Consider the following 23,959-nt stretch of genomic DNA (forward strand, 5'->3'; position numbering starts at 1 on the left):
AGAGGTTAGGAGAATACAGTAGGCGGAGATATGCCTGCAACGCACCAGAACCGTATGAAGGTTACAGCGGCTTCCACCAACAACGCCAAATCTGTGCCGCTTTCAGGAAACTGATTCGTCGGGTCGGCGCTCCTGCTTCTGCTGTTCTTGTTCCTGCTCTTCCAGCTCCACCGCCGTAGGCCGGCCGTGCCGCCGGTCCAGCCAGTCCATAACGGGGGTTGCCAGTGCCCCGTGCACCACAATGGAGGTAAGCACCGTGAAGCCGGTAATAGCCCACAGCTGGCGGCCATCGGCAAAGTGGGCTTCGTGCATGGCAAAGGCCAGATAAAAAAACGAGCCAATGCCCCGAATACCAAAAAAGGAAATAACGATGCGCTCGGGCCAGGTAACGCGGCTCCGGCCCAACGTAAGAATACCACCCAACGGCCGCAGAATACATAGCAGAAACAGCCCTAGCGCGGCCCCCGCCCAGGTGAGCGGCTCCAGCAGCCCCCGCACAATGGCCCCGCCAAACAGAATCAGAATAACTACAATCAGCAGGCGCTCCAACTGGTCGGTAAACTCGTGCATCTCGGTGTGATACTCATGGCTTCGCTCGTGGGTGCGCAGCGTAACGGCGGCCACAAATACGGCCAGGAACCCGTAGCCGTGCAGCAATTCTGTAACCCCGTAGGCCGTGAGCGTGACGGCCAGGGCCACAAACCCGTAGGCTTCAGGGTTTATTTTAACGCGGCGGGGAAGGTCAAAAATCAGGAAAGACAGCCCTTTACCGGCCAGCCACCCGGCCAGTACGCCCATGCCCGTGCGGTAGAGCACATCCATCCAGGCCCAGTGCCATAACTCCTGCCCCAGGTGCAAAGAGGTAGCAGCCAGCAGCACCAGTGCCAGATGCACAAACGGAAAGGCCAGGCCATCATTCAGGCCGGCCTCCCCGGTGAGGGAGAAACGCACGGTATCTTCGTTGCCTTCACCCGGCTTGCCCACTTGCACGTCGCCAGCCAGTACTGGGTCGGTGGGGGCCAGAGTGGCGGCCAGCAGCACAGCGGAGGAGGCCGCCATACCGCCCAGCTTCCAGGCCACCACCGCAAAAATGGCAATGGTAATTACCATGAGCACCAGCACCAGCTGCAAGGGGGCCCGCCAGCGCCAAAGAGAAAACTTGCGGTCAATCTTAAGGCCCGTACCCGTCAGGGCTACCGTCACGCAGATTTCGGTGAGGTGCATAGTAAACGAGGAGTGCTCTACCGGGTCGGGGTTGGGCAGGCCCAGTGGCAACCCGAACACCAGCATACCCAATCCCACAAACAGAATAGGATAAGACAGCGGATACTTTTTGAGCAGTGAGGGCAGCCAAGCTACGGCCAGAATAGCCACGCCCAGCACTACCAGAATCAGGTTATAGTGCGACATGCAGGGTGCATTGGATAGTGCGGAGCGTATACGTACGCATATCTGATGCCCCCGGCTATTAACGCTGGCCACACTATTTGCAAACCCGCCAGCCTTCAGTACAGATTGCTCTATCCATGTTCATGTATTATTTGTTATAAATATTTTTATATTAAATACAATTTAGTAACTACGCTTATCATCACGCTCCAATGTATTCCGCTATGAAAAAACTCCTTCTCCCCATGCTGAGCGCGCTAGTGGCTGGCTTCACTCCCATGGCCGCGTCCGCACAAAACAACCTCACCACCGTGCAGCAGGTGGGTGACAGCAACCAGGCTACTGACCAGCAAACGGGCAGCCGCAATGCTATTACCGTAACCCAGGCGGGGTACCTCAATACCGCTACGGCCACGCAGGTGGGCATACAAAACAGTATTGCGCAAAATCAAAACGACCGGATTGGGCGGGCCACAGCCACGCAGCTGGGCGTTCAGAACTCGATTGAACAAGTGCAAACTTTTTCTGGAAACTTCTCCGGCAACCGGGCTTCGGCAACGCAAACTGGTATTCTCAATGCTATCCGGCAACAGCAGCGGGGAGGCGGCCAGGTAACGGCCACGCAGGTAGGCAACAGCAACGAGGCTCTTCAACAGCAAGTCAGCCGGGTATCCCAGGCAACTATTCTGCAGGTGGGCAACAACAACAAAGCCGAGCAGCAGCAGCAAGGCCCGGGTAGTACGGCTACCCTGACCTCCATAGGTAACCGAAATACTTCCTACCAGGCGCAGAACGACATCAATCAACAGGCAGCTGGCACGCAAATCGGCAATGGTAACCGCTTGCGTCAGCAACAGAGTTTCAGCGACAATACCGCCATAGCTACCCAAACCGGCAACCGCAACACCGTCGAGCAGCAGCAGAGTGGCTCATTGGGAGAAGCCACCATTGAGCAAAGCGGCAACGATAACAAGGCGTACCAGACCCAGAGTGGGGCATCAACCTACGAGAATAAAGCCTACATCGACCAGGACAACAACCAAGGCCTAGCTATTCAACAACAAACCGGCATCCTGAACAAGGCCGCTACCTACCAAGGAGCCTCCAATGAATCAAGTACCGTGGTGCAGAACGGGCGCGAAAACCTTACAGTTGTACACCAGAATCATCCGTAGTACTCTGCTTCTGGCAGCAGTACCAACAAAAACGCCGCTTGTAAGCGGCGTTTTTGTTGGTACTGCTTGTTACGGTTGCCGCTGATTTACATTCAGGCGCTGGTAGCCCACCAGCAAATCGGTGCGGGTACCGGGTGGGCGGTAGTACACCAGCAGGTCATACTGGTTTTCGGTTTCCTGGTGGCTGCCTTCCCAATACACGCTGTTGGGGCCCTGGGCCGTTTGGGTGGCGAAGATGTAATTGTAGTAGCCTTGCTTGAGCAGGGCGTGGCCCAGATATACCTGGTTCTGGGCGTCGTAGGTAAGCTTGAACTCGTCCTTGAGCTGCCAGTCGGTGAGGGCACCCAGTACATACACGGGGCCGGGCGCGGGCTGCTCGGCCCGAAGCTGGAAGGTCACATCCAGGTACTCACCGTAGGTGTCGCCGTTACCGTACTCCCGGCTCTCAATCACGCGCTGGCCGTTGATGTCGTCGTACTGGGAGTAACGCTGGCCGTTGCGGGTGGTTTCGGGCTGCAGCAGCGCGGCGCGGGGCGAGGCCTCGGCATCCAGCTTGGCCACCCCGATGCCCAGGGAGCGGAACGTGCGCAAATCAAAGAAGCGGAACTCGCTCAGGGCCGGGAAGGCGTTTTCGAAGTTGAAGTACTGGTAATCCAGCTGCCGGTCGGCGTCGCGCACGAAGGTGGGGCGCAGGTTGTAGCGGGCATTGTCCCAGCGGAAGTTCTGGCGCAGCACCACTTTTATTTCCTGGGCCGGATTCACCACGTTCATATTGTAGCGGATGCCGAAATCCACCTGTTGCAAGGTGTAGCGCTCCTGCCCGGCCACCGGAATACCCTGCTTCATGGCAATCTGCACGCCGCCTTCTTCGTACACCAGCACGCGGCGGCTGAGCAGCGGCGTACCGCCCGGTCCCTGCACCAGCCACAGGTAATTGCCCGAAATCTTCACCCGCGGCATTTGCAGCTGGTAATGAAAATAGGGCACTTTGGTGTTGATAGAGGCCCGGTAGGTGGTAATGTTCTGCTCGTTGATTTCCGACAAAAACTGCATGTCCGTGAGCACCGAGGGCTGCCAGTTCAGGTCGCAGTGCACCAGCTTGGCCGTGAGGCGCTGCCCCTGCCCGCCCAGCACGTCAAACTCCAGTACCGGCTGCTGGCCCTGGCTTAGTGCAACCACGGGCGGGCTGAATACCTCGTTGGCCTGGCCGGTGGGCACGTAGCATTGCACCGTCTGCACGTTGGGGTCATAGATGGCATCCTCGTAGCGCAGGGTTTTATCGGCGTAGTACTCGGTGGGGCGCTGGCCGGGCGTGGCGGGTCGGCGGGCGGCATTCGGGTCGGTGATGGGCGTGCCGAGGGGCACACAGGCCGGCGCGGCGACTACGGCTAGCAGCAGGGTAACGGTGGAGAGGCGCATATTGCGAAGGTACGGGCGGCCGCTTATCTTCCCCAGCACCAGGGCCATTTCATTGAAGCAGACAGTAGGTCATCAGGCAGGCTGCGGAAAGTGGATACCGATGGTGGCAGCGGTAAACGTCTGTTCCGCCTCTGTAACACTAAGGCTACCGGAATCCAGTCCGCATTTTGCCTGACGCAACCGGCTGGCCTCCGCACAGCCCAAGACTTTGACTTGCATTTACAGTGCTTCTAGCCGGCATTTGCCAGCAGAAAAACAACCACTGCCGTTTCCGGCAACAGAAATAATATGCACAAGATGAAAAACTCCACCATAACACTGCTTATAGCGGCAGCAGGGCTTTTTTCCTGTGAGCAGAACAGCAAACCAACGCCAGGGGCTGCTGGCATGAAAAATTCTGCTTCAATCAAAAACACCGAAAGCACTAACACACTGAAAAGGTATATTCATACTGAATACGAGTATGTTGATTCAATGGGCGCAAGAATTACTATACAAAACAGCCTTCCAAAAGGCGGACTCAATTATATTGACTCTACTGGAAAAAGATACATCTATGCGGTGTTCTGGACCCGCATACTCAATGAAACAGCTAAGCCCTTTGAATTAGCAATTGACTTCCCCTCCGACTCATTTGAGCTTCCACCTTCATCAGGTAACTATACTGAGCTACTCCTTCCCGCCGATACTTTGACACTTGCCAAGGTGCCCTTGTTTAATTACGGTTTAGCCGTAAAACCTTTTTTAGACGCTGGTATTCATAAATCCTCTTCGTTGAGAAGAACTATCAATCCTAAAGAAGCAAGTGGCTTTTACGTTGTCACACTTGCTACCCACGGAGTAAATGGCACCTTGCGCACCGGACTACGCATAAAAGAGCAACAGCTGTTTTACAAAATCAACGATAAGGAAATTACCTGCGGCAATATTAATTTGCATCAACTTATTCCACGTAACTAAATACACGTACAGTGCATCACAATATTTTCACACCATATAAAATAAGACACAGAGTATAATAGCTCACTATTACTCGGCTTTGGTGGCAATACCGGATTTTACCTACACTTTCCCCGCAACGCCCCCCTTACGAACGTCGCGCATAATAAAAAAGGCCCGCCGGAAGCAACTTCCGGGGGCCTTTGCAATTCAGGAAACCAGGCGGTTTACATCTCGGCCAGCATTTCCCACCGGTCATTCAGCTGGGCCAGCTCCTTTTTCACCTGCTCGAATTTGAGGGTAGCATCTTTGAGTTGGGCGGCGTTCTGGTAGATCTGGGGGTCGGCTAGCTGGGCTTCGTACTGGGCCAGCTCCTTTTCCCGCTCGTCAATCTTCTTCTCTACCTCGGCCAGCTCTTTCAGAGCCTTCTTCTGATCGGGCGAAGGCGTTTTGGCGGGGGAGGCGTCTACTTTCTTCTCCTCCTTGGGCAGGGGCTTAGGGGCCGAGGGGGAAGGAAGGCCGGCCTTCTTGGCGGCCTTTTCCCGGTCTTCCTGCCACTGCTCGTACTCAGCGTAGGTGCCGGGGTACTCCTTCAGCTGGTAGTCCTCAATGTACCATATTTTGTTGGCCACATTCTCCACGAAGAACCGGTCGTGGCTAATTACGATGTAGGTACCCTGGTACTGGTCGAGGGCCTGAATCAGGATGTTCACCGACTGCATGTCCAAGTGGTTGGTCGGTTCGTCGAGCAGCAGGAAGTTGGCCTCCGAAATCAGGGTTTTGGCCAGGGCTACCCGGCTTTTCTCGCCCCCGCTCAGTACCTTAATTTTCTTGTACACCTCGTCGCCGGTGAACAGGAAGGAACCCAGCACGGAGCGCAGCTCCATTTCGGTGCGCTTGGAGCCGGCCTCCACCATCTCCTGCAAAATCTCGTTTTCGATGCGCAGGCTTTCCAGCTGATGCTGGGCGTAGAACGACATGATGACGTTGTGGCCCAACTGGTGGTTACCATTGGTGGGGGCCTCCTGCCCCGCCACCAGGCGCATCAGCGTGGATTTACCCTTGCCGTTGGCCCCGATGAGGGCGATTTTGTCGCCCCGCTCAATGTGCACGTGCGTGTCGCGGAAGATGATTTTCTCGCCGTACTTCTTGCCCACGTGCTCCATACGCAGGATGTGGCGGCCGGGCGTGACGGTGAAGTTGAACTTGATGTTCACGCGGGCATCGTCGGCGGCTACATCTTCAATGCGCTCCAGCTTATCCAGGGCCTTCACGCGGCTCTGAGCCTGCTTGGCTTTGCTGGCCTTGGCCTTAAACCGCTCAATAAAGCGCTCAGCCTGCCGAATCTGGGCCTGCTGGTTTTCAAACGCGCCCTTCTGAATGGCGTTGCGCTCCTCTTTTTCTTCGAGGTAGAAGGAGTAGTTGCCGGCGTAGGGCACCAGCTTGCCGCCGGTTACCTCCACGGTGGTGTTGGTGGTACGGTCCAGGAACTCCCGGTCGTGACTCACGATGATAACGGCGCCTTCGTAGCCGGCCAGGTAGTTTTCAATCCACTTGATGGAGGGCAAGTCCAAGTGGTTGGTGGGTTCGTCAAGGAGCAGCAAAGAAGGCTGTTGCAGCAGGATTTTGGCCAGCATTACGCGCATGCGCCAGCCGCCCGAAAACAGCTTCAGGGGGCGCTGCAGCTCCTCGGTGGTGAAGCCCAACCCTTCCAGAATTTCCTCGGTGCGGGCCTGCATGGTGTAGCCGCCCAGGGCCTCGAAGCGTTCCTGCAAATCGGCCAGCTTCTCCACCAAGTCGTCGGTGTAGTTGTTTTCGAACTCCAGCAGCACCTCATCAATCTTCTTCTGGATGTCCAGGGCCTCCCCAAACGCCTGCATGGCCACCACCAGGATAGACTCGTGGGAATCGTAGCTCAGCAAGTCCTGGTTTAGGAAGCCCAGGCTCACGTCCTTGCTCATGGAGATGCTGCCGCCATCGGGCTTATACTCCCCCACCAGAATGCGGAGCAGCGTGGATTTACCCCGGCCGTTCAGCCCAATCAGGCCGATTTTATCCTTGGGTTTGATGTGCAGGCTGGCCTTATCGTAGAGGGTACGCGAGCCGAAATGGAAATCGAGGTCAGTAATGGAAATCATCTACTTTGCGGGGCTTGAAGCCGCAAAGGTACGGGTTTGAGACGATGCAATTTCGACTACTCCACAACAAGATGCTCTATATTCTATGCGCTACCAACAACTCAACCACAACTGGAACGCTGACCCAAATGCACCAAGCCCCCACCTGACCGTTTCAGGACAAATTGTGCAGCTTGAATTTTATCTGAATGCCTTCCAGTTTGAGCAATTTCAGGAAGGAGATAAAGCTTGTTTGGCGTTTCGAAATTGCCACAAATATTCCTTTACTTCCCTAAATGACGAGGGATATTATAACGGTCAGCACCGCTATAAAAACCATCAATTGCCTTGGGGATACTTTTATGAGTTACTTACTGATTGGGAAGTTGATTTTCCGCAAGGGGCCTTTATCCTTGAACGAGCCGCTGGCTCTACTCAGCTTCACCACTTTATCTTTTTCCTGAGAGATATGACATTCGAGTGTGTAGCAGAGAGCTGGAACATTCAATGTATGTAGTGCCGCATTCTACCCCCCTCAAACACCTCTGCCCATTCAATCTGCAGCTCCGGCAGGGTAGCTACCGGTACCAGGCCAGGCGTGTAGTACTCGCCGCGCAACTGGTAGCGGCCGATTCAGCCTGTATCTTGCGGCCTGAACTTCTCTATTTTACTCCTGCCGCATGAACCGCCGCCTGCTCCCCGTTGCCTTGCTCTTGACTGTTGCCGCCTGCCGCTCCACTGAGCAAGAGGGTGCCGTGGCCGAATCCCGGGACGTGGTACCGACGGAACTGGAGGGCGAGCAGTCGACCACCGAGAAAGTGGGCAATACGGGCCGGGGCCACGCGTACGTGCGGCGCGTGTACGAGCAGAAAGGCCGCTACTACGCCGTGGTGGACTTTGTACAATTCTTGAAAGGCCCCGATGCCGTGGCCGCCGCCCAGCGCCGGGGCGACGCCATGACGGAAGTACAAAACGGTGACACGGTGTACTCCGTGCCTAACGACTACTATATCGTAAACGAGAACACCAAGGAGCGGACTCTACCCCTGCGGGCCGGAGCCACCTTCCGGTTCTGGCAGAACGGCGGAAATGGGCTAGCGCAGCGGCCCCAGTCGGCGGCACAGGTAGCGGCTACTCCGCCCGCCGCGCTTAAGTACGCGCCATTTGTGGTGGTTACCCAACAGGGTGAAATTGTGAGTCTCACGGAGCAGTACGTACCCTAGGCCACGCAGCCACGGGCGTATTTTGCCGCCAAAACTAGCTGCCGGGCGCAGATGGGCCGTATAGGGAAGCATCTGTTGTACAAACTTACTTTTCCTAGCTATGGCAACCACCCCTCCCTCCGTAACTCCCGACGAAACCAACGACCGGTCTGCTGAGGCAGCCCAAGGCACCCAAGCCGGTAGCGCCGTAGGCCAAACCGCCGGCCGCCCCACCTACGGCAGCGGCGGCTACGAGCTGAATCTGGACGCCGAAGATGGCGCGGAAGGCGGCTCCGGCAGCGCTTCATCATCCAACGAGAGAACCAGCAGCACAGCCGCTAACGACGAAGAATAGCAAGCAACGCCGCCAGGCCCTGCATTACCCTACGGCTGCGGCCAGCAAAACGAACCACCCGGCACCCTGGAGCTGATTAGTTTCTCCAGGGTGCCGGGTGGTTCGTTTTGCTGGCCGCAATGGGCTTTTCAGGCCCGGGGAATTTAGCCTACAAACGGGGCCTTAAACTCCGGAGCCTGGCGCTTTTTGGAGGCCTGCTCGTAGGCGTATGCCAGCGTCAGCAACGTTCCTTCCTGGTAGGCGCCGCCCACAAAAGAGAGGCCCACTGGCAGGCCATGTGCCTGGCCCATGGGTACCGTAATATGGGGGTAGCCCGCCATAGCCGCTGGGGAGGAGAAACCAGGGCCGCCGCCCCCGTCACCGTTGATTAGGTCGATGCAGCGGGCGGGGGCGTTGGTTACGGCCACAATACCATCAAGCTTATTGCTGCGCAATGCGGCATTCAGGGCGGCGCGGGCCCCTTGCTGCGACTTGCGTAGGGCGGCCTGGTATTTGGGGCTGCTGAGGCCATCCAGCTTGTCGGAACTTTCCAGAATTTCCTGCTGGAAGAAGGGCATGGCCTTGGCCTTGTTCTCGGTGTTGAAGCGAATAACATCGGTAAGGGTTTTGACACCGGCCCCGGCCGCAGCCAGGTAGTTGTTCACCCCATCCTTGAACTCGTAGAGCAGCACGTTATACTCGTCCTCCCCCAGCGGATCTGTCTGCTTTTCTACTTCCACCTCCACAATGGTAGCGCCCTGGACCCGTAGCACTTCCAGGGCCTGCTGGAGCAGCGCAACGGCATCCGAGGAGCCTTTGAGGTGGTTTTTTTCCACGCCCAGCCGTTTGCCCTTCAGGCCATTGGCATCCAGAAACGTGGTATAATCAGGCTGGATTTTGCCGGCGCTTTCCTTGGTCACGGCATCCCGGGCATCCTCACCAGCCAGCGCGCCCAGCAGAATAGCCGCGTCGCGGACGGTGCGGGTCATGGGGCCGGCCGTGTCCTGGGTGGCCGATATGGGTATGATGCCGGCGCGGCTCCACAGGCCCACCGTCGGCTTCAGGCCCACCAAGCCGCAGCACGAGGCCGGCGACACAATGGAGCCGTCGGTTTCGGTGCCAATGGCCAGGGCGCAGAGGTTAGCCGCCGCGGCCGCCCCCGAGCCGGAGCTGGAGCCACTGGGGGTACGGTCGAGGATGTAGGGGTTTTTGGTTTGGCCACCCTGGCTGCTCCAGCCGCTGGTGCTGCGGGTGGAGCGGAAGTTGGCCCATTCACTTAAGTTGGTTTTGCCGAGCACAATAGCCCCGGCGGCCCGCAGCTTCTGCACAATAAAAGCGTCTTGCTGGGCCTTGTGGCCGGCCAGAGCCAGGGAGCCGGCGGTGGTTGGCTGCTGGTCGGCGGTATCAATATTATCCTTGACGAGCACCGGAATGCCGTGCAGAGGGCCGCGCAGCTTGCCACTCTTGCGCTCCGCATCCAGTTGGTCGGCTAGCTTGAGGGCATCGGGGTTGGTGAGGAGCACGGCATTCAGCTTGGGGCCGGCTTTGTCAATTGTCTCGATGCGCTTTAGGTACAGTTCCGTGATGCGCCTGGCCGTAAGCTGCCCGTTTTTCATTTTCTCCTGAAGGTCCGCCACGGTCGTCTCGGCCAGTTCAAAGTCCGTATCGAAACCGGAGGCATCGGGGCCGGAGCCCGCCGGGGCGGTGGTTTTGTCGGGGCCGGAGGAGCAGGCGGCCAGCGAAACGGTGGAGAGGGCAAGGCCGGCAAGGGAGCCGTTACGCAGGAAAATTCGGCGGTTCATGGAGTGGCGGTTTATGCCCTCAAGATACTGCGGAAATAAATCTAACGAGGACTGTTCATCGTATTTACCCCCCGCAAAGCCTTGCCACTTGTATTGCTACTTTAGTACTTTACGTTCTTAGATATTTTCCCGCTGAGCCAGGCAACGCACGCTGACGACTACGCGTCTTTTTTCTTGCTTTCTGCTCTATTCTGCCTGCTTTACTACCCTTCTCCCACCCTATCCGCTGGTATGCAACTTGAACTTATTCTGGATCAGCCGGGCCTGACTATCAGCTACGACCATGATAATGAATGGCTATACGTGAACTGGCAAGGTGCCCATGACCCGGTTTCGTCGCGGCAGTGCTGCCTGGCCATGCTCGAGGTGATGCGCCGGCGGCCGACGGCCAAGATTCTGAACGACAACTCCAATATTACCTCCACTACCGTCAAACTCACCGAATGGAGCCTGAGCTGGCTGCAGGACATGTATGAGGCGGGGCTGCGCTACCTGGCCTGGATTTATGCGCCGGTGTTTCCCGGCCGAAACTCCACGGAAGCCATTGTGCAGTACCTGGAACGCCCGACCGTAGCCTCGTTTGATGATGTGGCCACGGCTTTTAACTGGCTGCGCCGACAAAGCAGCACGGTACCCCGCCAGTAGCAGCTCAACACTACCGAATTATGTACCAACCTTAGTAGGCAGCGGCCTCGTAACTGAAGCGTCCTCACTTATTCCCCTGGTGTATGCTTCAACTTCACTCCCGCGCTTTTTTCGGCCGCTTAGCCGCCGTATTCGGCGCTGCCCTGCTACTTACTGCCTGCTCCGATGATGATGCGGAGGACTCCTCGCCGGCGCTGCCCAGCACAGTGGCCTTCACCCAGGCCGGCCTCTACCCCGAGGGCGTGCAGTACGACGCTACCGGCAACCGTTTTCTGGTAAGCTCCCAAACCCGGGGGGCAGTGGGCCAGGTGAAGGACGATGGCACGTACACCCAGTTTGCCGATGATGCCGTGCTGGTTTCTACGATTGGCATGCGCGTTGATGAAAGCCGGAACCGCCTGCTGGTGGCCGTATCGGACCCCGGCTACAATCCCGCCCGCACTTCGGCGGCCACCCAGCGCAAGCTGGCCGGACTGGCTATTTTCAACCTTACCTCCGGCCAGCGCACCGCCTACGTAAACCTGGGCGGCCTGCGGCCCACCCAAAACCACTTCGCCAACGATATTGCCGTGGATGATCAGGGCAACGCCTACATCACCGACAGCTTTGCACCCATCATTTACAAGGTAGACGCGCAGGGTACGGCCACGGTGTTTCTGGAAGATGCGCAGCTGGGGGCCCCGGCCGGGGCGTTTGGGCTCAACGGCCTTGCGTATCACCCCGGCGGCTTTCTGTTGGTAGCCAAATCCAACGAAGGCGCGCTGTTTAAAGTACCGCTGGCGGCCCCGGCCTCTCTCACCCGAGTAACCCTGCCCCAGGCCCTCACCGGAGCCGACGGACTGCTGCTCCAGGATAATACCACGCTGCAAGTGGTAACCAACGCCCAGGCCAAGGTATACCGCCTGGCTTCCACTGATAACTGGGCTACGGCCACCATTTCGGGCACCTTCAGCACACCGCCCCAGTACCCCACTACCCTGGCCCGCCGCCAGGGAGCCGACAGCTACGTACTGTACTCCAACCTCAACGCCTTGCAGGCCAACCAAAATCCGCCTGTTTCGGTGTTTACCATTGCGCGGGTAACGTTTTAGCAGCACAAGGATTAGCCGCCAAGCGCCGGACACTTTGCTTACAGAAGCAAGGTACCCGGCGCTTGGCCGTTGGAGCCGCTGACATTACCTATTGGCCTTCGCTGAGCTTCTTGGAGAGGCCTTTGGGCACTCCGGCGCTATTGAGCAGGCCGCTCACCAGGCCCTGCCGCCACAGGGAAAACACCGAGAACCGCCGTTGCCTATTGGATAGGATGGTGCCCGGTTCCAGCTCCGCTCCCGGCCGGCGGGGGTTATTGTCGCGGATAAACACACCGTTTATGACGGAAGTTTGCAGCCGGTGCAATACACCGGGGCGGTTTTGGCGGTTAAGGCGCTGCATCTTGAGGTTGGTGTAGCGGCCCCACATGGTACCCCGCGCCGCCTGCTGGTCCAGCGTCATCCGGAAGTCGATTTGGTGCACTTGCCCACTCCGTACGTCCAGCCCCAGGGTGGGAACCGTCATGGAGTTGAGCATGGCCAGCGGCGTGCTGTAGAAGGTACCTCGTAGCGCGTGGCGGCCGGCCGGGTCAAGCAGATTGGCCTGCAAAGTGAGTTGGGCTCTGCCCTGGCCCTGGAGCCAACCGCTGGCCTCACCCGTGAGCGGACGGGCAGCACTCATGCGGGCGGGGTCGTTGCTGAGGTTGCGCAGTGTGCTGGCAAACCGGGTAATCTGCAGAATACCGGGGGCTGCGTGCCGGGGTGCCCGGTAGAGCATGGTCAGACTGGCCTGCCTTAGGCGTAGCTGGTTTACCGCAAACCGGAACGGCAAGCGCCCCAGCGCCTCGGGGGTTACGCTGGAAATCCGGGGGTTACCGGGAAAGCGCCCATCGGAGCGGGTGGTTATGTGGGCACCCTGTACGCCCAGCACAGCGGCCCGCAGCTCCCCCTGGTTTACGGCAGCCGGGAAGCTGAAGCCGCTCAGCCACACAGCCGGGAACCGGGCGCTTACGTGCGCCGCCTGGTGGCCCTTGCGGCGGGCCAAGCCCTCCACCGACAACGTGGGCAGTACCGACACAGCATGTAGGCGCAGGGAGCCAGCGCGGGTATCCGCCTGCATGTTCTGCCAGGACATATGGTAGTAGGGCGCATCAAGCGTGGCCGTAGCCTTGCCCGTTTGCAGATGCCAGCGGCGGGCGTAGTACATGTCGGTGGGCGGCCCCAGCCGGGGTAGTACCTGGAAGCCGGACCCAACCAGCTCCACCCCCGCCACCGCCGGAGCCAGCTCAGTACCCGCTACCTGCACGCGCCCGTTCGTGACTACCAAAGCCCCCAGCCGGCAACTGCGCAGGTAAGCTGCCAGCACCGTGTGCAGACTAGGTGGCTTCTGGGCGGGCAGGGTCAGGGCCAGTCGGGGGCTTTTTACCAGCAAGGTATCGGCCCGAAAGTCTTGCCGGGCTAAGCGGGGTCCATCCAGGCCAATGAGCTGCAGGCGCGGCACTACCAGGCTAACCCGCATGGTCTGGCTGCGCCGATGGTTGATGGGCTGGGCTGGGTGCAGCAGCAGGGAATCCAGGAGCAAGTGGCCAAGTACCGAAGAAAGCTGCAGCCGCCCTACCCGCACCGTGTGGCCCGGCACCTGCACCGCCAGGCCCCGCGTTTGGCCGGTTACTGCCGCCGCGTACCCTATGCGGCCCGAATCAGCGGCGGCAGCGGCGCTGAGGCGCACATCTGCCACTATCAGGCTGGTTTCACCGGCTTGCAGGGTGGGGCGGTGGGCCGGGCCCAAGCTGCCATGCAGGTGCCGTACCGCCAGCCGCCCCACCCGGAGGCCGGCTACCGGCAGCTGCGCATACAGGGGCGAAGAACTGCGGGCGGCAGGAAGATGCTGTAGCCCCACGGCAACTGAGTCGAGCACGATACTATCCACCGGTACTTCCGCCCGGCGCAGCAAAGCGCCCCAGCTTACCCCCCTTACCGCCACCCGGCCCAGGGCCAGCTCCAGGCGCGGCAGCCGGCCCGAGTCGGGGGTGGAAGCTACGGTACGCAGGTGTAGGGCATGAGCTTCGGCCCCGAGCGGCCATAAACGGGTGCGCAGCTTGCCAATATGCAGCCGGTACCGGCCCTGGCTGGCTGTATACACCCGCTGCTCGGCCTGGCGCTGCAGCCAGGGGTCGAGCCAGAAGGTGAGCAGCCCCCACAGACTGAGCGCCCCAAAAGCCAGCAGGCCAATTAGCCACCGCCCCCAATGGTGGCGCCGGACAGGTGTAGCAGATACGGATGAGGCAACGAAAGCAGGCACGGCGAGACTTACGCAAGAGCCGCCCGCCGGGGTTATACGGATTCGGCCTGCCCAGGCCTCCAGCATACATCAATGCCACCACCTTGCAGCCGGAACCATCTACCTTCGCCCCGCCCCACCTGCCTACCACCCCGCTATGCCTGCATGCTTTTTTCCTGGCTGCCTGTTATTCAGTACGCAGCAACAAGCACCGCAACGGACCTGCTACCTGGTGGCACTGCGGCCATTGCCCACGGAAATGCGTGAGTTCGTGGGCCTGAAGCTCAACAGTACTTGACCTCTGGTGGCGGTTTTCCGGGAGCCGGTACTGGCTGCTACCAACCAATAAGCCATGCTGCCCGTTTACCGTCCGATGCTGGCTATAACTTCTCTTCTGAACACCCAGAACGCCGACCGGATCAATCGGCTGATCAAGAGTCTGGAAACCGAGTTTGGCCTGGATGATGTGCAGGCCACTCCCGACCCCCACATTACCTATCAGCTGGCGGGGGTGCGCAAGCTCTCGGCCCTGAAACAGGTACTGCGCGATGTAGCCCGGCATACCCAGCCGTTTGTGGCGCACACCACCGGCCTGGGCGTATTTCCGGGGCCCAACCCCGTCATTTACATTCCGGTGCTGCGCTCCGATGCCCTTAACCACCTGCACAAACGCATTTTGCGGGCCACGGCGCCATTGTGCCTGCGCACCGATAAATTCAGCGGGCCCGACTGCTGGCTGCCGCATATTTCCCTGGCCCTGCATGATACCACTCCGGAGCTGCTGGGTCCCGTAATGCAGTACCTCAATCAGCAAACGTTCAATCTGAAGCTGGCCGTAACCAATCTGGCTATTCTGCGGCAGGAAGAGGAGCGGTTTATTCCGGAGAAGATTTTCACTTTTGAGGGCCATAAGCACGAGGCTATTCCCTCTCTGTTTGAAACTGCTGGCTAAGTGCAGGTTAGCGCCGGCTCACTCTTGCCGTAGGGGTATGGTGCAGCACAATCAGCCGCCAACCAATACCTTTACCGTCTCCGTTTCACCTTCTGACCGTTTCTGTTCATGTACCAAACCGTACTGTTGCTGCACTCCTGGACGCGCTGGCTCGTTCTTATTTTTGGCCTGATTGCCATTTTCCGGGCCTTTGCGGGCTGGCAGGGCCGCAAGCCCTACGTAGGTGCCGATAACGGCATGGGCGCCTCCTTTGTAGGCTCCATGCACCTGCAGCTGCTACTGGGTATTATCCTGTATTTCATCAGCCCCGTGGGCATAAAGGCCTTTGAAACGGCCGGCAGCGCTGTTATGAAGGACGCCGGCAGCCGTTTCTTTGCCGTGGAGCACTTGGTAGGCATGCTGCTGGCCGTAATTGCGGCACAAGTAGGCCGGACGCTGTCTAAAAAAGCCTCCGACCCTGTCCTGAAGCACAAGAAGGCCTTTACCTGGTTTTTAATTGCACTCATCCTGGTGCTCATCATGATTCCCTGGGGTATCTGGAATCCAGCCCGCCCGCTTTTTCACGTGTAATGTTTGCTGGTAGTTGTTCCTGACTGCTTAGCCAACCAAAAAAAGGAGGGAGCCGACTGGTTTCCTCCTTTTTGTTTTTCCGGGATGCGCTTATCAACAAATAGCTATATTGCTTCTCTACCTCCCACCCCAACCAGCTCACCATGAAACACTTCTTACCCCTTATCTTGCTGCTGGCCGGCTGCGAGCAGGCCGCAGTGCCAGCCCGCACTCCGGCGGCGCGGGCTACCACTGCCAACCAGTATGCGCAGGAGACTTCCACTGACTCCTATATGCGGGGGTACTCTAAAATGGACCAGTGCCTCTGGGGCAACGGAACCTGCGCGGTTGGCGCTTCAGCCGACATGACCGCCCGCACTGAGGGGCCTTCCCTGCGTACTCCCCGCGTGCGGCTCACCCTGCGCCAGCAGCGCCTCGATGTGCAATTCCTCACGCCCTTCGATCCGAGCGTGCGCGCCGTTACCATCCGTCCAACCGAGGAGTTTTTCATTGATCAGCCCGAAACGGATGCCCTCGGAGCCAGCGCCATCAAGATTCTGCACGGTGCGTATGCCATCGACCGGAACATGGGCCAGTATGGAGGCCTGCACTTCAGGGTGCAGGTGTACTAAGCTCAAGATATGCCCGGCAACCACAACGGCCGCTTCTCTGGGTAGGGAAGCGGCCGTTGTGGCTTTCGAGGTATGCCAATCAGATGCTCTGCCCGCCCGATACCTCTATGCGTTGGGCATTGATCCAGCCGGCCTCCTCGGTGCAGAGGAAGGCTACCACAGGGCCGATATCAGTGGGCAGGCCCACGCGGCCCAGGGCCGTCAGGCTGGCAATGTGCGTATTCACTTCCTTGTTGTCGCGGGTGCGGCCACCGCCGAAGTCGGTTTCGATGGCACCGGGCGCCACCACGTTCACGCGAATACGGCGGCTGGCCAGTTCCTTGGCTTGGTACTTCGTTAGGGTTTCAACGGCGGTTTTGGCACTGGCGTAAATGGACGGTCCTGGCAGAACAATCCGCGTCAGCCCCGACGAAATATTGACGATACCGCCCCCGTCGTTGAGCAGGGGCAGCGCCTTTTGGGTCAGGAAGAACGGCCCTTTCAGGTGGATGTTCAGAATGTCGTCGAACTGTTGCTCGGTGGTTTCAGCAAACGGCGCATACAGCCCCGTACCGGCGTTGTTGATGAGGTAATCGAACCGGTCGGTGCCGAAGGTGTCGCGGAGGGTGGTTTGCACCTGCCCAAAGAACCCATCAAACGACGCACTATCGGAGGCATCAAGCTGCAGGGCGGCGGCTTTACGGCCCTGAGCTTGAATTTCGGCCACTACAGCTTCCGCCTCTTCTTTTTTGCTGTGGTAGGTCAGCAGCACGTCGATGCCTTTTAGGGCCAGATTCTGGGCCATGTTTTTGCCGAGGCCGCGGCTGCCGCCCGTTACCAGGGCTATTTTGCTAGTCCTCATATCAATCAGGGTTAAATGATACGGCAAAGGTGGCGCTTAGCATCCCCTCCGCTCTGGTGAGTAGTTCAGATTAACTGGTAACAGTTTCCGAAGTTTCGGCCCGCTGCTGCTCCCAAAGTTGCTCCCGGTACTGCCGGGGCGTGATGCCCACGAAGCGCTTGAAGAACTTGGTGAAGTTGGAGGGGTCATAGGTGAGCCGGGCCGCCACTTCCGCCACCGACTGCTGCCGGTTACTCAGCAACTCCTTGGACACGGCCACCAGTTTGCGCTCATATATGGCGCAGGGGGCCTCGCCGGTGGTAAGCTTGAGCGTGTTGCTGAGGTGGGTGGGATGAATGCAGAGCTGACCGGCAAAATCCCGAATTTCCAACGCCTCCGTAGACCGGCCGGCCGCTAGGTCGTCCACGTGGGCGTGCACGAGGCGAGTGAAGTCGGCCGTTATTTCGTGCTGGCGGGCCAGTATTTTCTTGGGTAGCGGAGTAGGCATGGGACCGGGAAAAGAAATTATCCGTCGACGCGGACTGCATACGGCTGGAAGTTCTGGTATAGTACCGTAACCATGTGGTTTAGGTCGTGGGCCGTTTCAAATGACAATTCCCATTTCACTGGCTTGTTGTCAATAAGCTGCGGTATATCTAACCCAACTGGCCATAATTCCGCCGAAAAATCCTGAATGGCAAAACCAGGTTGCCAGTTACGAAACTCTGCCTCAATCAAGGGCTGCATTACACCGACAAGCCATGAATAATTGGTTTCTATATCCTTATAAAAGTTTCGCTGAGCAACTGTTGGTCCGTCTGCGGGTGCATCTACCGCAATATCAAGCATGTGCCCGGTCGGCTGAAACCGGCTTCTGCATTCAAAATATCCGCCGCCTTTCCGGTCAGTGGAAATCCAGCGCATTTGCCCAAATTTCTCATCCTGCTTGTACACTGGCTGGCAGAAGAGCCGATGCCATAGGTTTCTGAAATGGGACATTATATGAAAGATAGAATAGACAAGTAATACCTGTTTGGCATAGACGCGCTTTTCCAGTATTTAGCCATGAAACATATACTGGACCGAATGGTTTGATTCTCGTAACTGCACGCCATGGCCCAACTCACTACGCTCGAAGAATTTTACCGGCAGAAGATTCATTGGCTGCCCGACAATCTGCAGCAGGATATCGGCCACTTCAACGTATTTCGGCTCGATGATTTTGTGGGGCCCAATGCCTGCCACCTTCCCTATAGCCGCAAGGATTTCTACAAAATTACGCTGGTACGGGGCCGCAGCAATTACCACTTCGCCGACAAAACGGTGGAAATCCGCGGCAACGCCTTGCTGTTTGCCAACCCACTGGTTCCCTACGATTGGGAGCCGTTGGATGACGACCAATCGGGTTACTTCTGCATCTTCACGGAGGCCTTTCTGCAACGCTATTTAGCTGCTGGGGCGCTGGAACTACCCATGTTCAGGCCGGGTGGGCAGCCATTGTATTCTCTCACCGATGCCCAGCTGGCCAGCACTACCCAGTTGTTTGAGAAGATGAGTGCCGAACTGGACTCGGACTATGCCTTCAAGTATGATTTGCTGCGCAACTACGTGTTTGAGCTGGTGCACAGTGCCCTGAAGCTGCAGCCGGCCACCACGCTCTACCAGGAAAGCAACGCCGCCACCCGCATTGCCTCCCTGTTCACGGAGCTATTGGAGCGCCAGTTCCCCATCGAAACGCCGGGCCAGCAGGTGCGTCTGCGTAACGCGCATGCTTTTGCCGGGCAGCTGGCGGTACACGTTAACCACCTCAACCGCGCCCTGAAGGAAGTGACCGGCAAAACTACCACCCAGCTTATTGCCGACCGGCTGGTGCAGGAAGCCCACGCCCTGCTCAAGCACACGGCCTGGAACGTGGCGGAAATCAGCTACTGCCTGGGCTTTGAGGAACCGGCCCACTTCACCAATTTCTTCCGCAAGCGGGCGGGCACCACGCCCACCGCCGTACGCGCTGTTTGATTTTCGCAAGTATTGGTTTGAAATGGGCAAGCAGGCGGCCTTGCTCCCGCTCTAGTTTTGCAGTGTACTAACCACGCAACCTATGAGCATCTACCCACGCTGGCTTGTGTCGCACCGTCCGTGGCCCTGCCTGGCCTCCAGCACCCAGTTTTTCACCCGAAAACCGCTGCCTGGCCACCTTGCCGCTTAGCGCAGTAACGGCGGCCGAAAGCGGCGGTTAAAAGGACTTACATAGTACGATTTCGTAGCCGGCTGCAATAAAACGGGCGCTTGCGCGTCTGCCCATGTAGCTACCTCGCCTTTAACCGCTTTTCCTATGCTGTATCAATTCGCAAGCCTCGCCCTGAGCGATTCGCTGTCTTATCACGAAAACAACCAATTACATGACTACCAACAACATTTGGTTTGTGACCGGAGCCTCGAAGGGCCTGGGCCTGACGCTGGTGAAGCAGTTGCTGGCCCTCGGCTACACGGTGGCGGCCACCTCCCGCAACCTGACCGAGCTGCAACAAGCCGTGCCGCCTAGTAGCGGCCGATTCCTGCCCCTGCACATGGACCTCGGCAACGAGAACAGCGTGCGGCAGGCCATTGCCACCACCATCAGTACCCTGGGCGGCCTGCACGTAGTGGTAAATAATGCTGGCTTCGGCCAGGTTGGCGCGCTGGAAGAACTATCTGATGAGGAAGCGCGCCGCAATTTTGACGTGAATGTGTTTGGGCTACTGCATGTGCTGCGGCATGCCACGCCCCACCTGCGCCAGCAGGGCGCGGGGCGGGTGTTCAACATTTCCTCGGTGGGCGGCTTCACGGGCAACTTTCCGGGCTGGGGCATCTACTGCGCCACCAAGTTTGCCGTGGCCGGCCTCACAGAATCGTACGCGGCGGAAGTGCAGGAGTTTGGAGTGCAGGCCAGTGTGGTGTATCCCGGTTATTTCCGCACCGACTTCCTGACGAGCGGCTCCCTGGGCACGCCCCAGCAGCCCTTGGCCGCCTACCAAGCCGTGCGTGACTCTCAAACGGCCCACGAGCAGCAAATCAACGGTAACCAGCCCGGCGACCCGGAAAAAGCCGCCGCCGCCCTCATTCAACTCAGCGAAACCGAGCGCCAGCCCCTTCATTTCTTTCTGGGGGCAGATGCTTACCAGATGGCCGGGCAGAAAACGGCGCTGGTGCAGCAGCAACTGCAGCAATGGCAGCATCTGGCCACTGCTACGGGTTTCGGGGAAGCTTAGTAACATCGAATTTTCAGGATATAAAAAGGCCCGCGGCATAGCTGCGGGCCTTTTTTGTTCGTAATCCGAAGATTTACTGCCTTTTTTGCATTCTGGTACCACCTCCTGCGTGAGCCAACCTACCGGCCTACAGCCGTTGAGTACCGGGCCAACCGGCTCAAATTCGGGTTTCGCTTACTCATTTACGCCTCCTGTCATTGCGCACCGCTGCCCTTCTCGTTCTGCTCTTTCTGATTTCCGGTGGCGCTTTCGGCCAGATTAAAGCCCGCAAAGCAGTAGCCCGGCGCGGCGACGGAGTGCAGGTGCTACTGCAGCGCTACGGCCTCAATACCCGCCAGCAGCAGCAACGATTCAGGCAGCTTAATAAGGGCCGCCTGACTCCGGCCGGGGGCTTGGTGGTGGGCCGCAGCTACGTGCTGCCGGCAGCCGCTCCCACGCCGAAAACCACCGCGCCCAAGCGGAAAGCAGCGGCCAATCTTCGCGCTACCAACCCTACCTCCCGCGGCAAAAGCACCCAGCCCATGCTCACGGCTAACCTGTTCGGGCCCAATTACAGCCCAGTACCAGTGCGCGACCGGGCCCTGCGCGGGGCAGTATATTACCTCTCGCCGGGCCACGGCGGCCCCGACCCCGGCGCCATTGGCAAGTATGGTTCCTTTAAGCTGGCCGAGGATGAGTACGCCTACGATGTGACCGTGCGCCTGGCTCGGGTGCTGATGGAGCATGGGGCCACGGTGTACGTAATGGTGCAGGACCCCAACGACGGTATCCGGGACCAGAACGTACTACCTATTGATTACGATGAGGTTACTTACCCGCGCCAAACCATTCCGCTGAGCCAGCTGGGCCGCCTGCGCCAGCGCATTTCGCAGGTAAACAAGCTGTACGCTCACCACAAAGGGGCCTATCAGCGGCTGCTGAGCCTACACGTGGACAGCCGCAGCGAAGGCCAGAACATCGACGTATTCTTCTACCACCACGCCAACAGCCAGGCAGGGCTGCGGTTAGCCAAGAACATCCATAAGGTGTTCACCAACCGTTACAAGCGTGCCCAGCCCAACCGGCCGTATTCCGGCAACGTATCGGAGCGGGGTAGCTTGTACGAGGTACGCACCAGCCACGCCCCGGCTGTGTTCATGGAGCTAGGCAACATCCGTAACGCCAAAGACCAGCGCCGCTTCGTGGTGCCCGATAACCGCCAGGCTCTGGCCAACTGGATTTACGAGGGTCTGCTGGCCGACTATACCAAGCGGTGATTTTTAGTTGTTAGTTGCTGGTTGTCAGTTGTCAGAAAAAATCGTCATGCTGAGTATGTGGCGCATCAAGCCAGGGTGCGCAGCCCTAGTCGAAGCATCTCTACCGCTGGCTAACTGATGCTATTGCAACGAAGCGGTAGAGATGCTTCGGCAAGCTCAGCATGACGAACTCTGATAACCAGCAACTAACAACCAGCAACTAAACAGTCTCCTACTTCCGGCCCTTGCGAATGGCTTCGATGGCCCGGTCCCGTCCTTCTTTCAGATCCACCAGCGGCTTGGGGTATTTGTCGGTGCCGTACTCGGGCACCCACTCTTTAATATAGGCCAGGTCGGGGTCGTACTGCTTTTGCTGGGTTTCAGGGTTGTAGACCCGAAACCAGGGCGCGGCTACGGCCCCGGTGCCGGCCATCCATTGCCAGTTGCCCACGTTATTACTCATGTCGTAGTCGAGCAGCTTCTCGGAGAAATAATGTTCCCCCAGCGTCCAGTCGATGAATAGGTGCTTCACCAGGTAGCCGGCCGCCACAATGCGGGCCCGGTTGTGGATGTAGCCGGTTTGGTTGAGCTGGCGCATGCCCGCATCCACGAAAGGCTGGCCGGTGCGGCCCTCGCACCAGGCTTTGTATTCCTTGGGCGCGTCGCGGTAGGGTAAGTGGCGCATCTTGGGGTCGTAGGCCTCGGTGGCGGTGTTGGGGAAGTGCCAGAGCAGCATCATGAAGAAGTCGCGCCAGATCATTTCGTTCAGCAGCTTCTCGTTGAGCTTATCGGCCTGCTGCATGAGGCTGCGGATGCTGACGGTGCCAAAGCGCAGATGCACCGACATGCGGGTGGTGCCCCGCTCCAGGGCGGGCGTGTCGCGGGTTTTATCGTAGTCCTTTACTACCCCGGGCGGGGGCAGCTTGGCGGGCACCGTGTACTGCTCGTGGCGCTTGAAGCCCATCTTTTGCAGCGTGGGCCGGGTTTTATCAGCGGCAATGGGTTGGGCCAGGTTTTCCTTTTTCAGCAGCCGGGCCGACGGGTGAGGCTTGAAGTCTTCGGGCTTCATCTGGGCCTGCCAGGTTTTGGAGTAGGCCCCGAACACCTTGTGCGGCTTGCCGTTTTTGGTCAGCACCTCATCCTTGGCGAAAATGACCTGGTCTTTAAAGCTGCGCAGCTCCGCGCCGTGCTTCTGCAGCAGCTCGGCTACGGCGGCGTCCCGCTCCGTGGCGTAGGGCTCGTAGTCCTCGTTGGTGTACACGGCGGCCACGTCGTAGTCCTTCAGCAGCTGCCGAAACACATCCAGCACCTTGCCGTGACGGGCCACGAAACCGCCATCGGCCGCGTGGGCTTCATCAGCCAGCCGCTCCACCTGGTCGAAGATGAAGGTGAGACGGGCATCCTCGGGCTCCAGCTTATCGAGGATAGTTTTATCGTAGATGAACAGGGGCAGCACGGGCTCTTCGGCCTGCAAAGCCGCCGCCAGGCCCGCGTTATCCTCGAAACGCAGGTCGCGGCGGTGCCAGAAAAGACTAATTTTCATAAATACGCTAGCAGTGAAACGGGCCGGTTGGCGGGCCGCTGGGTACTGCTAACGGTGGAGGCTACGGTAGAGTTAGCCCGCGCGCCATTCGCCTCCTGTCATCCTGAGCGCAGCGAAGGACCTTACCACGTTGCACCGATTTGCGCTGACGTAATAAGGTCCTTCGCTGCGCTCAGGATGACAGGGGATTATTCAGCAGTCCGATTTCCAAGCAACCAGCAACCAACAACTCACCTACGGATTCATCAGCAAATACAGCAGGTTGTGGTAGAGGATGCCCTGTTCGCCGTCGTGGATACCGTCGAGGCCGGCATCTTCCATAATGGCTTCTACCTCCTCATAGTCCTGCAGAAAGTCGATTTCCACTTCTTCGCCGTCGGGCTGTTGGGTGTGGGTGAGGTAGCGGCGCTTGGGCTCCAGGGTAATGTAGAGCTTGCGCCAGCGCGTTTGGGCCACCAACAGGGCTTCGTAGGAAGCTATTTCATCCTCATCAAGATGTACATACACGGTGGTTTTCTCACTCTCGGGGGTATGGTGCAGGAAGCTGGCGAGGTCGAGGGGCATGGCGGGGGGCTGAGGGTGGAACGGGACGAAGGTACGGCATCATGGGGGCCGGGCGCAGGTCTGGCAGAAAAGTTACCTTCGCAGA

At 58.6% G+C, this 23,959-nt stretch carries 23 protein-coding genes; 13 read left to right on the plus strand and 10 right to left on the minus strand.

Going from position 1 to position 23,959, the window contains the following annotated elements; translation table 11 throughout:
* Positions 1-102 precede the first annotated feature (102 nt).
* A complete protein-coding gene (locus ROI90_RS18575; RefSeq protein WP_315999781.1) occupies positions 103-1,410 on the minus strand; it encodes a cation:proton antiporter in 1,308 nt (435 codons plus the stop codon).
* Between the two features lie 203 nt (positions 1,411-1,613).
* Between ROI90_RS18575 and ROI90_RS18580 the strand changes: the two genes are divergently transcribed.
* A complete protein-coding gene (locus tag ROI90_RS18580; protein ID WP_315999782.1) occupies positions 1,614-2,564 on the plus strand; it encodes a hypothetical protein in 951 nt (316 codons plus the stop codon).
* A gap of 69 nt (positions 2,565-2,633) precedes the next feature.
* On the opposite strand, the gene ROI90_RS18585 is transcribed toward ROI90_RS18580, so the two are convergent.
* On the minus strand, positions 2,634-3,983 hold the full coding sequence (locus ROI90_RS18585) for a type IX secretion system plug protein (protein WP_315999783.1): 1,350 nt from the start codon (positions 3,981-3,983) through the stop codon (positions 2,634-2,636).
* Positions 3,984-4,280: 297 nt separating this feature from the next.
* On the opposite strand from ROI90_RS18585, the gene ROI90_RS18590 reads away from it, so the two are divergent.
* Positions 4,281-4,943: a hypothetical protein gene (locus ROI90_RS18590; protein ID WP_315999784.1), complete on the plus strand. Its 663-nt coding sequence runs from the start codon at positions 4,281-4,283 to the stop codon at positions 4,941-4,943.
* Positions 4,944-5,149: 206 nt separating this feature from the next.
* Here the strand turns inward: ROI90_RS18590 and abc-f are convergent, their stop codons facing one another.
* A complete protein-coding gene (gene abc-f, locus ROI90_RS18595; protein WP_315999785.1) occupies positions 5,150-7,060 on the minus strand; it encodes a ribosomal protection-like ABC-F family protein in 1,911 nt (636 codons plus the stop codon).
* 85 nt (positions 7,061-7,145) lie between these two features.
* Here abc-f and ROI90_RS18600 point away from each other — a divergent pair, with 85 nt between their 5' ends.
* From ROI90_RS18600 to ROI90_RS18610, 3 genes are all read left to right on the plus strand, one after another.
* Entirely contained in the window at positions 7,146-7,556 is a 411-nt protein-coding gene (locus ROI90_RS18600) for a hypothetical protein (protein WP_315999786.1), read from the plus strand.
* A 163-nt stretch (positions 7,557-7,719) separates the two neighbouring features.
* Positions 7,720-8,262 carry a hypothetical protein gene (locus ROI90_RS18605; protein ID WP_315999787.1) on the plus strand — a complete coding sequence of 181 codons (543 nt, stop codon included), beginning with the start codon at positions 7,720-7,722 and terminating at the stop codon, positions 8,260-8,262.
* Between the two features lie 100 nt (positions 8,263-8,362).
* Positions 8,363-8,596, plus strand: a complete 234-nt coding sequence (locus tag ROI90_RS18610; RefSeq protein WP_315999788.1) for a hypothetical protein — start codon at positions 8,363-8,365, stop codon at positions 8,594-8,596.
* Between the two features lie 143 nt (positions 8,597-8,739).
* Here the strand turns inward: ROI90_RS18610 and ROI90_RS18615 are convergent, their stop codons facing one another.
* Entirely contained in the window at positions 8,740-10,377 is a 1,638-nt protein-coding gene (locus ROI90_RS18615; protein ID WP_315999789.1) for an amidase, read from the minus strand.
* A 231-nt stretch (positions 10,378-10,608) separates the two neighbouring features.
* On the opposite strand from ROI90_RS18615, the gene ROI90_RS18620 reads away from it, so the two are divergent.
* Together ROI90_RS18620 and ROI90_RS18625 are read left to right on the plus strand one after the other, a co-directional pair.
* Positions 10,609-11,022, plus strand: coding sequence for a hypothetical protein (locus ROI90_RS18620; protein ID WP_315999790.1), 414 nt, complete (start codon positions 10,609-10,611; stop codon positions 11,020-11,022).
* Between the two features lie 83 nt (positions 11,023-11,105).
* Positions 11,106-12,113, plus strand: coding sequence for a gluconolaconase (locus ROI90_RS18625; protein WP_315999791.1), 1,008 nt, complete (start codon positions 11,106-11,108; stop codon positions 12,111-12,113).
* An 88-nt stretch (positions 12,114-12,201) separates the two neighbouring features.
* Here the strand turns inward: ROI90_RS18625 and ROI90_RS18630 are convergent, their stop codons facing one another.
* Positions 12,202-14,352 (minus strand): DUF748 domain-containing protein, encoded by a 2,151-nt coding sequence (locus tag ROI90_RS18630; protein ID WP_315999792.1) that lies wholly within the window; start codon positions 14,350-14,352, stop codon positions 12,202-12,204.
* A 331-nt stretch (positions 14,353-14,683) separates the two neighbouring features.
* On the opposite strand from ROI90_RS18630, the gene ROI90_RS18635 reads away from it, so the two are divergent.
* The 3 genes from ROI90_RS18635 (at position 14,684) to ROI90_RS18645 (ending at position 16,464) form a co-directional block, all read left to right on the plus strand.
* Positions 14,684-15,283: a 2'-5' RNA ligase family protein gene (locus ROI90_RS18635; RefSeq protein WP_315999793.1), complete on the plus strand. Its 600-nt coding sequence runs from the start codon at positions 14,684-14,686 to the stop codon at positions 15,281-15,283.
* Between the two features lie 108 nt (positions 15,284-15,391).
* Positions 15,392-15,853 (plus strand): hypothetical protein, encoded by a 462-nt coding sequence (locus ROI90_RS18640; protein WP_315999794.1) that lies wholly within the window; start codon positions 15,392-15,394, stop codon positions 15,851-15,853.
* Between the two features lie 143 nt (positions 15,854-15,996).
* Positions 15,997-16,464 (plus strand): hypothetical protein, encoded by a 468-nt coding sequence (locus ROI90_RS18645; RefSeq protein ID WP_315999795.1) that lies wholly within the window; start codon positions 15,997-15,999, stop codon positions 16,462-16,464.
* A 79-nt stretch (positions 16,465-16,543) separates the two neighbouring features.
* Here the strand turns inward: ROI90_RS18645 and ROI90_RS18650 are convergent, their stop codons facing one another.
* The 3 genes from ROI90_RS18650 to ROI90_RS18660 form a co-directional block, all read right to left on the minus strand.
* Entirely contained in the window at positions 16,544-17,305 is a 762-nt protein-coding gene (locus ROI90_RS18650; RefSeq protein WP_315999796.1) for an SDR family NAD(P)-dependent oxidoreductase, read from the minus strand.
* Between the two features lie 70 nt (positions 17,306-17,375).
* The gene (locus tag ROI90_RS18655) at positions 17,376-17,792 is read right to left on the minus strand and encodes a helix-turn-helix domain-containing protein (protein ID WP_315999797.1); all 417 of its coding nucleotides are present in this window, start codon (positions 17,790-17,792) and stop codon (positions 17,376-17,378) included.
* Positions 17,793-17,809: 17 nt separating this feature from the next.
* Positions 17,810-18,208: a hypothetical protein gene (locus ROI90_RS18660; protein ID WP_315999798.1), complete on the minus strand. Its 399-nt coding sequence runs from the start codon at positions 18,206-18,208 to the stop codon at positions 17,810-17,812.
* Between the two features lie 189 nt (positions 18,209-18,397).
* On the opposite strand from ROI90_RS18660, the gene ROI90_RS18665 reads away from it, so the two are divergent.
* The 3 genes from ROI90_RS18665 to ROI90_RS18675 all read left to right on the plus strand — a co-directional run bounded on the left by ROI90_RS18665 (position 18,398) and on the right by ROI90_RS18675 (position 21,788).
* The gene (locus ROI90_RS18665) at positions 18,398-19,300 is read left to right on the plus strand and encodes a helix-turn-helix domain-containing protein (RefSeq protein ID WP_315999799.1); all 903 of its coding nucleotides are present in this window, start codon (positions 18,398-18,400) and stop codon (positions 19,298-19,300) included.
* Between the two features lie 383 nt (positions 19,301-19,683).
* Positions 19,684-20,532 (plus strand): SDR family oxidoreductase, encoded by an 849-nt coding sequence (locus ROI90_RS18670; protein WP_315999800.1) that lies wholly within the window; start codon positions 19,684-19,686, stop codon positions 20,530-20,532.
* A 197-nt stretch (positions 20,533-20,729) separates the two neighbouring features.
* Positions 20,730-21,788: an N-acetylmuramoyl-L-alanine amidase family protein gene (locus ROI90_RS18675; RefSeq protein WP_315999801.1), complete on the plus strand. Its 1,059-nt coding sequence runs from the start codon at positions 20,730-20,732 to the stop codon at positions 21,786-21,788.
* 211 nt (positions 21,789-21,999) lie between these two features.
* Here the strand turns inward: ROI90_RS18675 and ROI90_RS18680 are convergent, their stop codons facing one another.
* Together ROI90_RS18680 and ROI90_RS18685 are read right to left on the minus strand one after the other, a co-directional pair.
* Positions 22,000-23,310 carry a cryptochrome/photolyase family protein gene (locus ROI90_RS18680; protein WP_315999802.1) on the minus strand — a complete coding sequence of 437 codons (1,311 nt, stop codon included), beginning with the start codon at positions 23,308-23,310 and terminating at the stop codon, positions 22,000-22,002.
* Between the two features lie 234 nt (positions 23,311-23,544).
* Positions 23,545-23,874, minus strand: coding sequence for a hypothetical protein (locus ROI90_RS18685; RefSeq protein ID WP_315999803.1), 330 nt, complete (start codon positions 23,872-23,874; stop codon positions 23,545-23,547).
* Between the last annotated feature and the right edge of the window lie 85 nt (positions 23,875-23,959).

This window comes from Hymenobacter endophyticus (genome assembly GCF_032464715.1).
Lineage (GTDB): Bacteria > Bacteroidota > Bacteroidia > Cytophagales > Hymenobacteraceae > Hymenobacter > Hymenobacter endophyticus.

What these genes read in the sequence shown, in the direction of transcription:
- ROI90_RS18575 (WP_315999781.1), bottom strand. Translation starts at nt 1,410, where the DNA reads ATGTCGCACTATAACCTGATTCTGGTAGTGCTGGGCGTGGCTATTCTG.
- ROI90_RS18580 (WP_315999782.1), top strand. Translation starts at nt 1,614, where the DNA reads ATGAAAAAACTCCTTCTCCCCATGCTGAGCGCGCTAGTGGCTGGCTTC.
- ROI90_RS18585 (WP_315999783.1), bottom strand. Translation starts at nt 3,983, where the DNA reads ATGCGCCTCTCCACCGTTACCCTGCTGCTAGCCGTAGTCGCCGCGCCG.
- ROI90_RS18590 (WP_315999784.1), top strand. Translation starts at nt 4,281, where the DNA reads ATGAAAAACTCCACCATAACACTGCTTATAGCGGCAGCAGGGCTTTTT.
- abc-f (WP_315999785.1), bottom strand. Translation starts at nt 7,060, where the DNA reads ATGATTTCCATTACTGACCTCGATTTCCATTTCGGCTCGCGTACCCTC.
- ROI90_RS18600 (WP_315999786.1), top strand. Translation starts at nt 7,146, where the DNA reads ATGCGCTACCAACAACTCAACCACAACTGGAACGCTGACCCAAATGCA.
- ROI90_RS18605 (WP_315999787.1), top strand. Translation starts at nt 7,720, where the DNA reads ATGAACCGCCGCCTGCTCCCCGTTGCCTTGCTCTTGACTGTTGCCGCC.
- ROI90_RS18610 (WP_315999788.1), top strand. Translation starts at nt 8,363, where the DNA reads ATGGCAACCACCCCTCCCTCCGTAACTCCCGACGAAACCAACGACCGG.
- ROI90_RS18615 (WP_315999789.1), bottom strand. Translation starts at nt 10,377, where the DNA reads ATGAACCGCCGAATTTTCCTGCGTAACGGCTCCCTTGCCGGCCTTGCC.
- ROI90_RS18620 (WP_315999790.1), top strand. Translation starts at nt 10,609, where the DNA reads ATGCAACTTGAACTTATTCTGGATCAGCCGGGCCTGACTATCAGCTAC.
- ROI90_RS18625 (WP_315999791.1), top strand. Translation starts at nt 11,106, where the DNA reads ATGCTTCAACTTCACTCCCGCGCTTTTTTCGGCCGCTTAGCCGCCGTA.
- ROI90_RS18635 (WP_315999793.1), top strand. Translation starts at nt 14,684, where the DNA reads ATGCTGCCCGTTTACCGTCCGATGCTGGCTATAACTTCTCTTCTGAAC.
- ROI90_RS18640 (WP_315999794.1), top strand. Translation starts at nt 15,392, where the DNA reads ATGTACCAAACCGTACTGTTGCTGCACTCCTGGACGCGCTGGCTCGTT.
- ROI90_RS18645 (WP_315999795.1), top strand. Translation starts at nt 15,997, where the DNA reads ATGAAACACTTCTTACCCCTTATCTTGCTGCTGGCCGGCTGCGAGCAG.
- ROI90_RS18650 (WP_315999796.1), bottom strand. Translation starts at nt 17,305, where the DNA reads ATGAGGACTAGCAAAATAGCCCTGGTAACGGGCGGCAGCCGCGGCCTC.
- ROI90_RS18655 (WP_315999797.1), bottom strand. Translation starts at nt 17,792, where the DNA reads ATGCCTACTCCGCTACCCAAGAAAATACTGGCCCGCCAGCACGAAATA.
- ROI90_RS18660 (WP_315999798.1), bottom strand. Translation starts at nt 18,208, where the DNA reads ATGCGCTGGATTTCCACTGACCGGAAAGGCGGCGGATATTTTGAATGC.
- ROI90_RS18665 (WP_315999799.1), top strand. Translation starts at nt 18,398, where the DNA reads ATGGCCCAACTCACTACGCTCGAAGAATTTTACCGGCAGAAGATTCAT.
- ROI90_RS18670 (WP_315999800.1), top strand. Translation starts at nt 19,684, where the DNA reads ATGACTACCAACAACATTTGGTTTGTGACCGGAGCCTCGAAGGGCCTG.
- ROI90_RS18680 (WP_315999802.1), bottom strand. Translation starts at nt 23,310, where the DNA reads ATGAAAATTAGTCTTTTCTGGCACCGCCGCGACCTGCGTTTCGAGGAT.
- ROI90_RS18685 (WP_315999803.1), bottom strand. Translation starts at nt 23,874, where the DNA reads ATGCCCCTCGACCTCGCCAGCTTCCTGCACCATACCCCCGAGAGTGAG.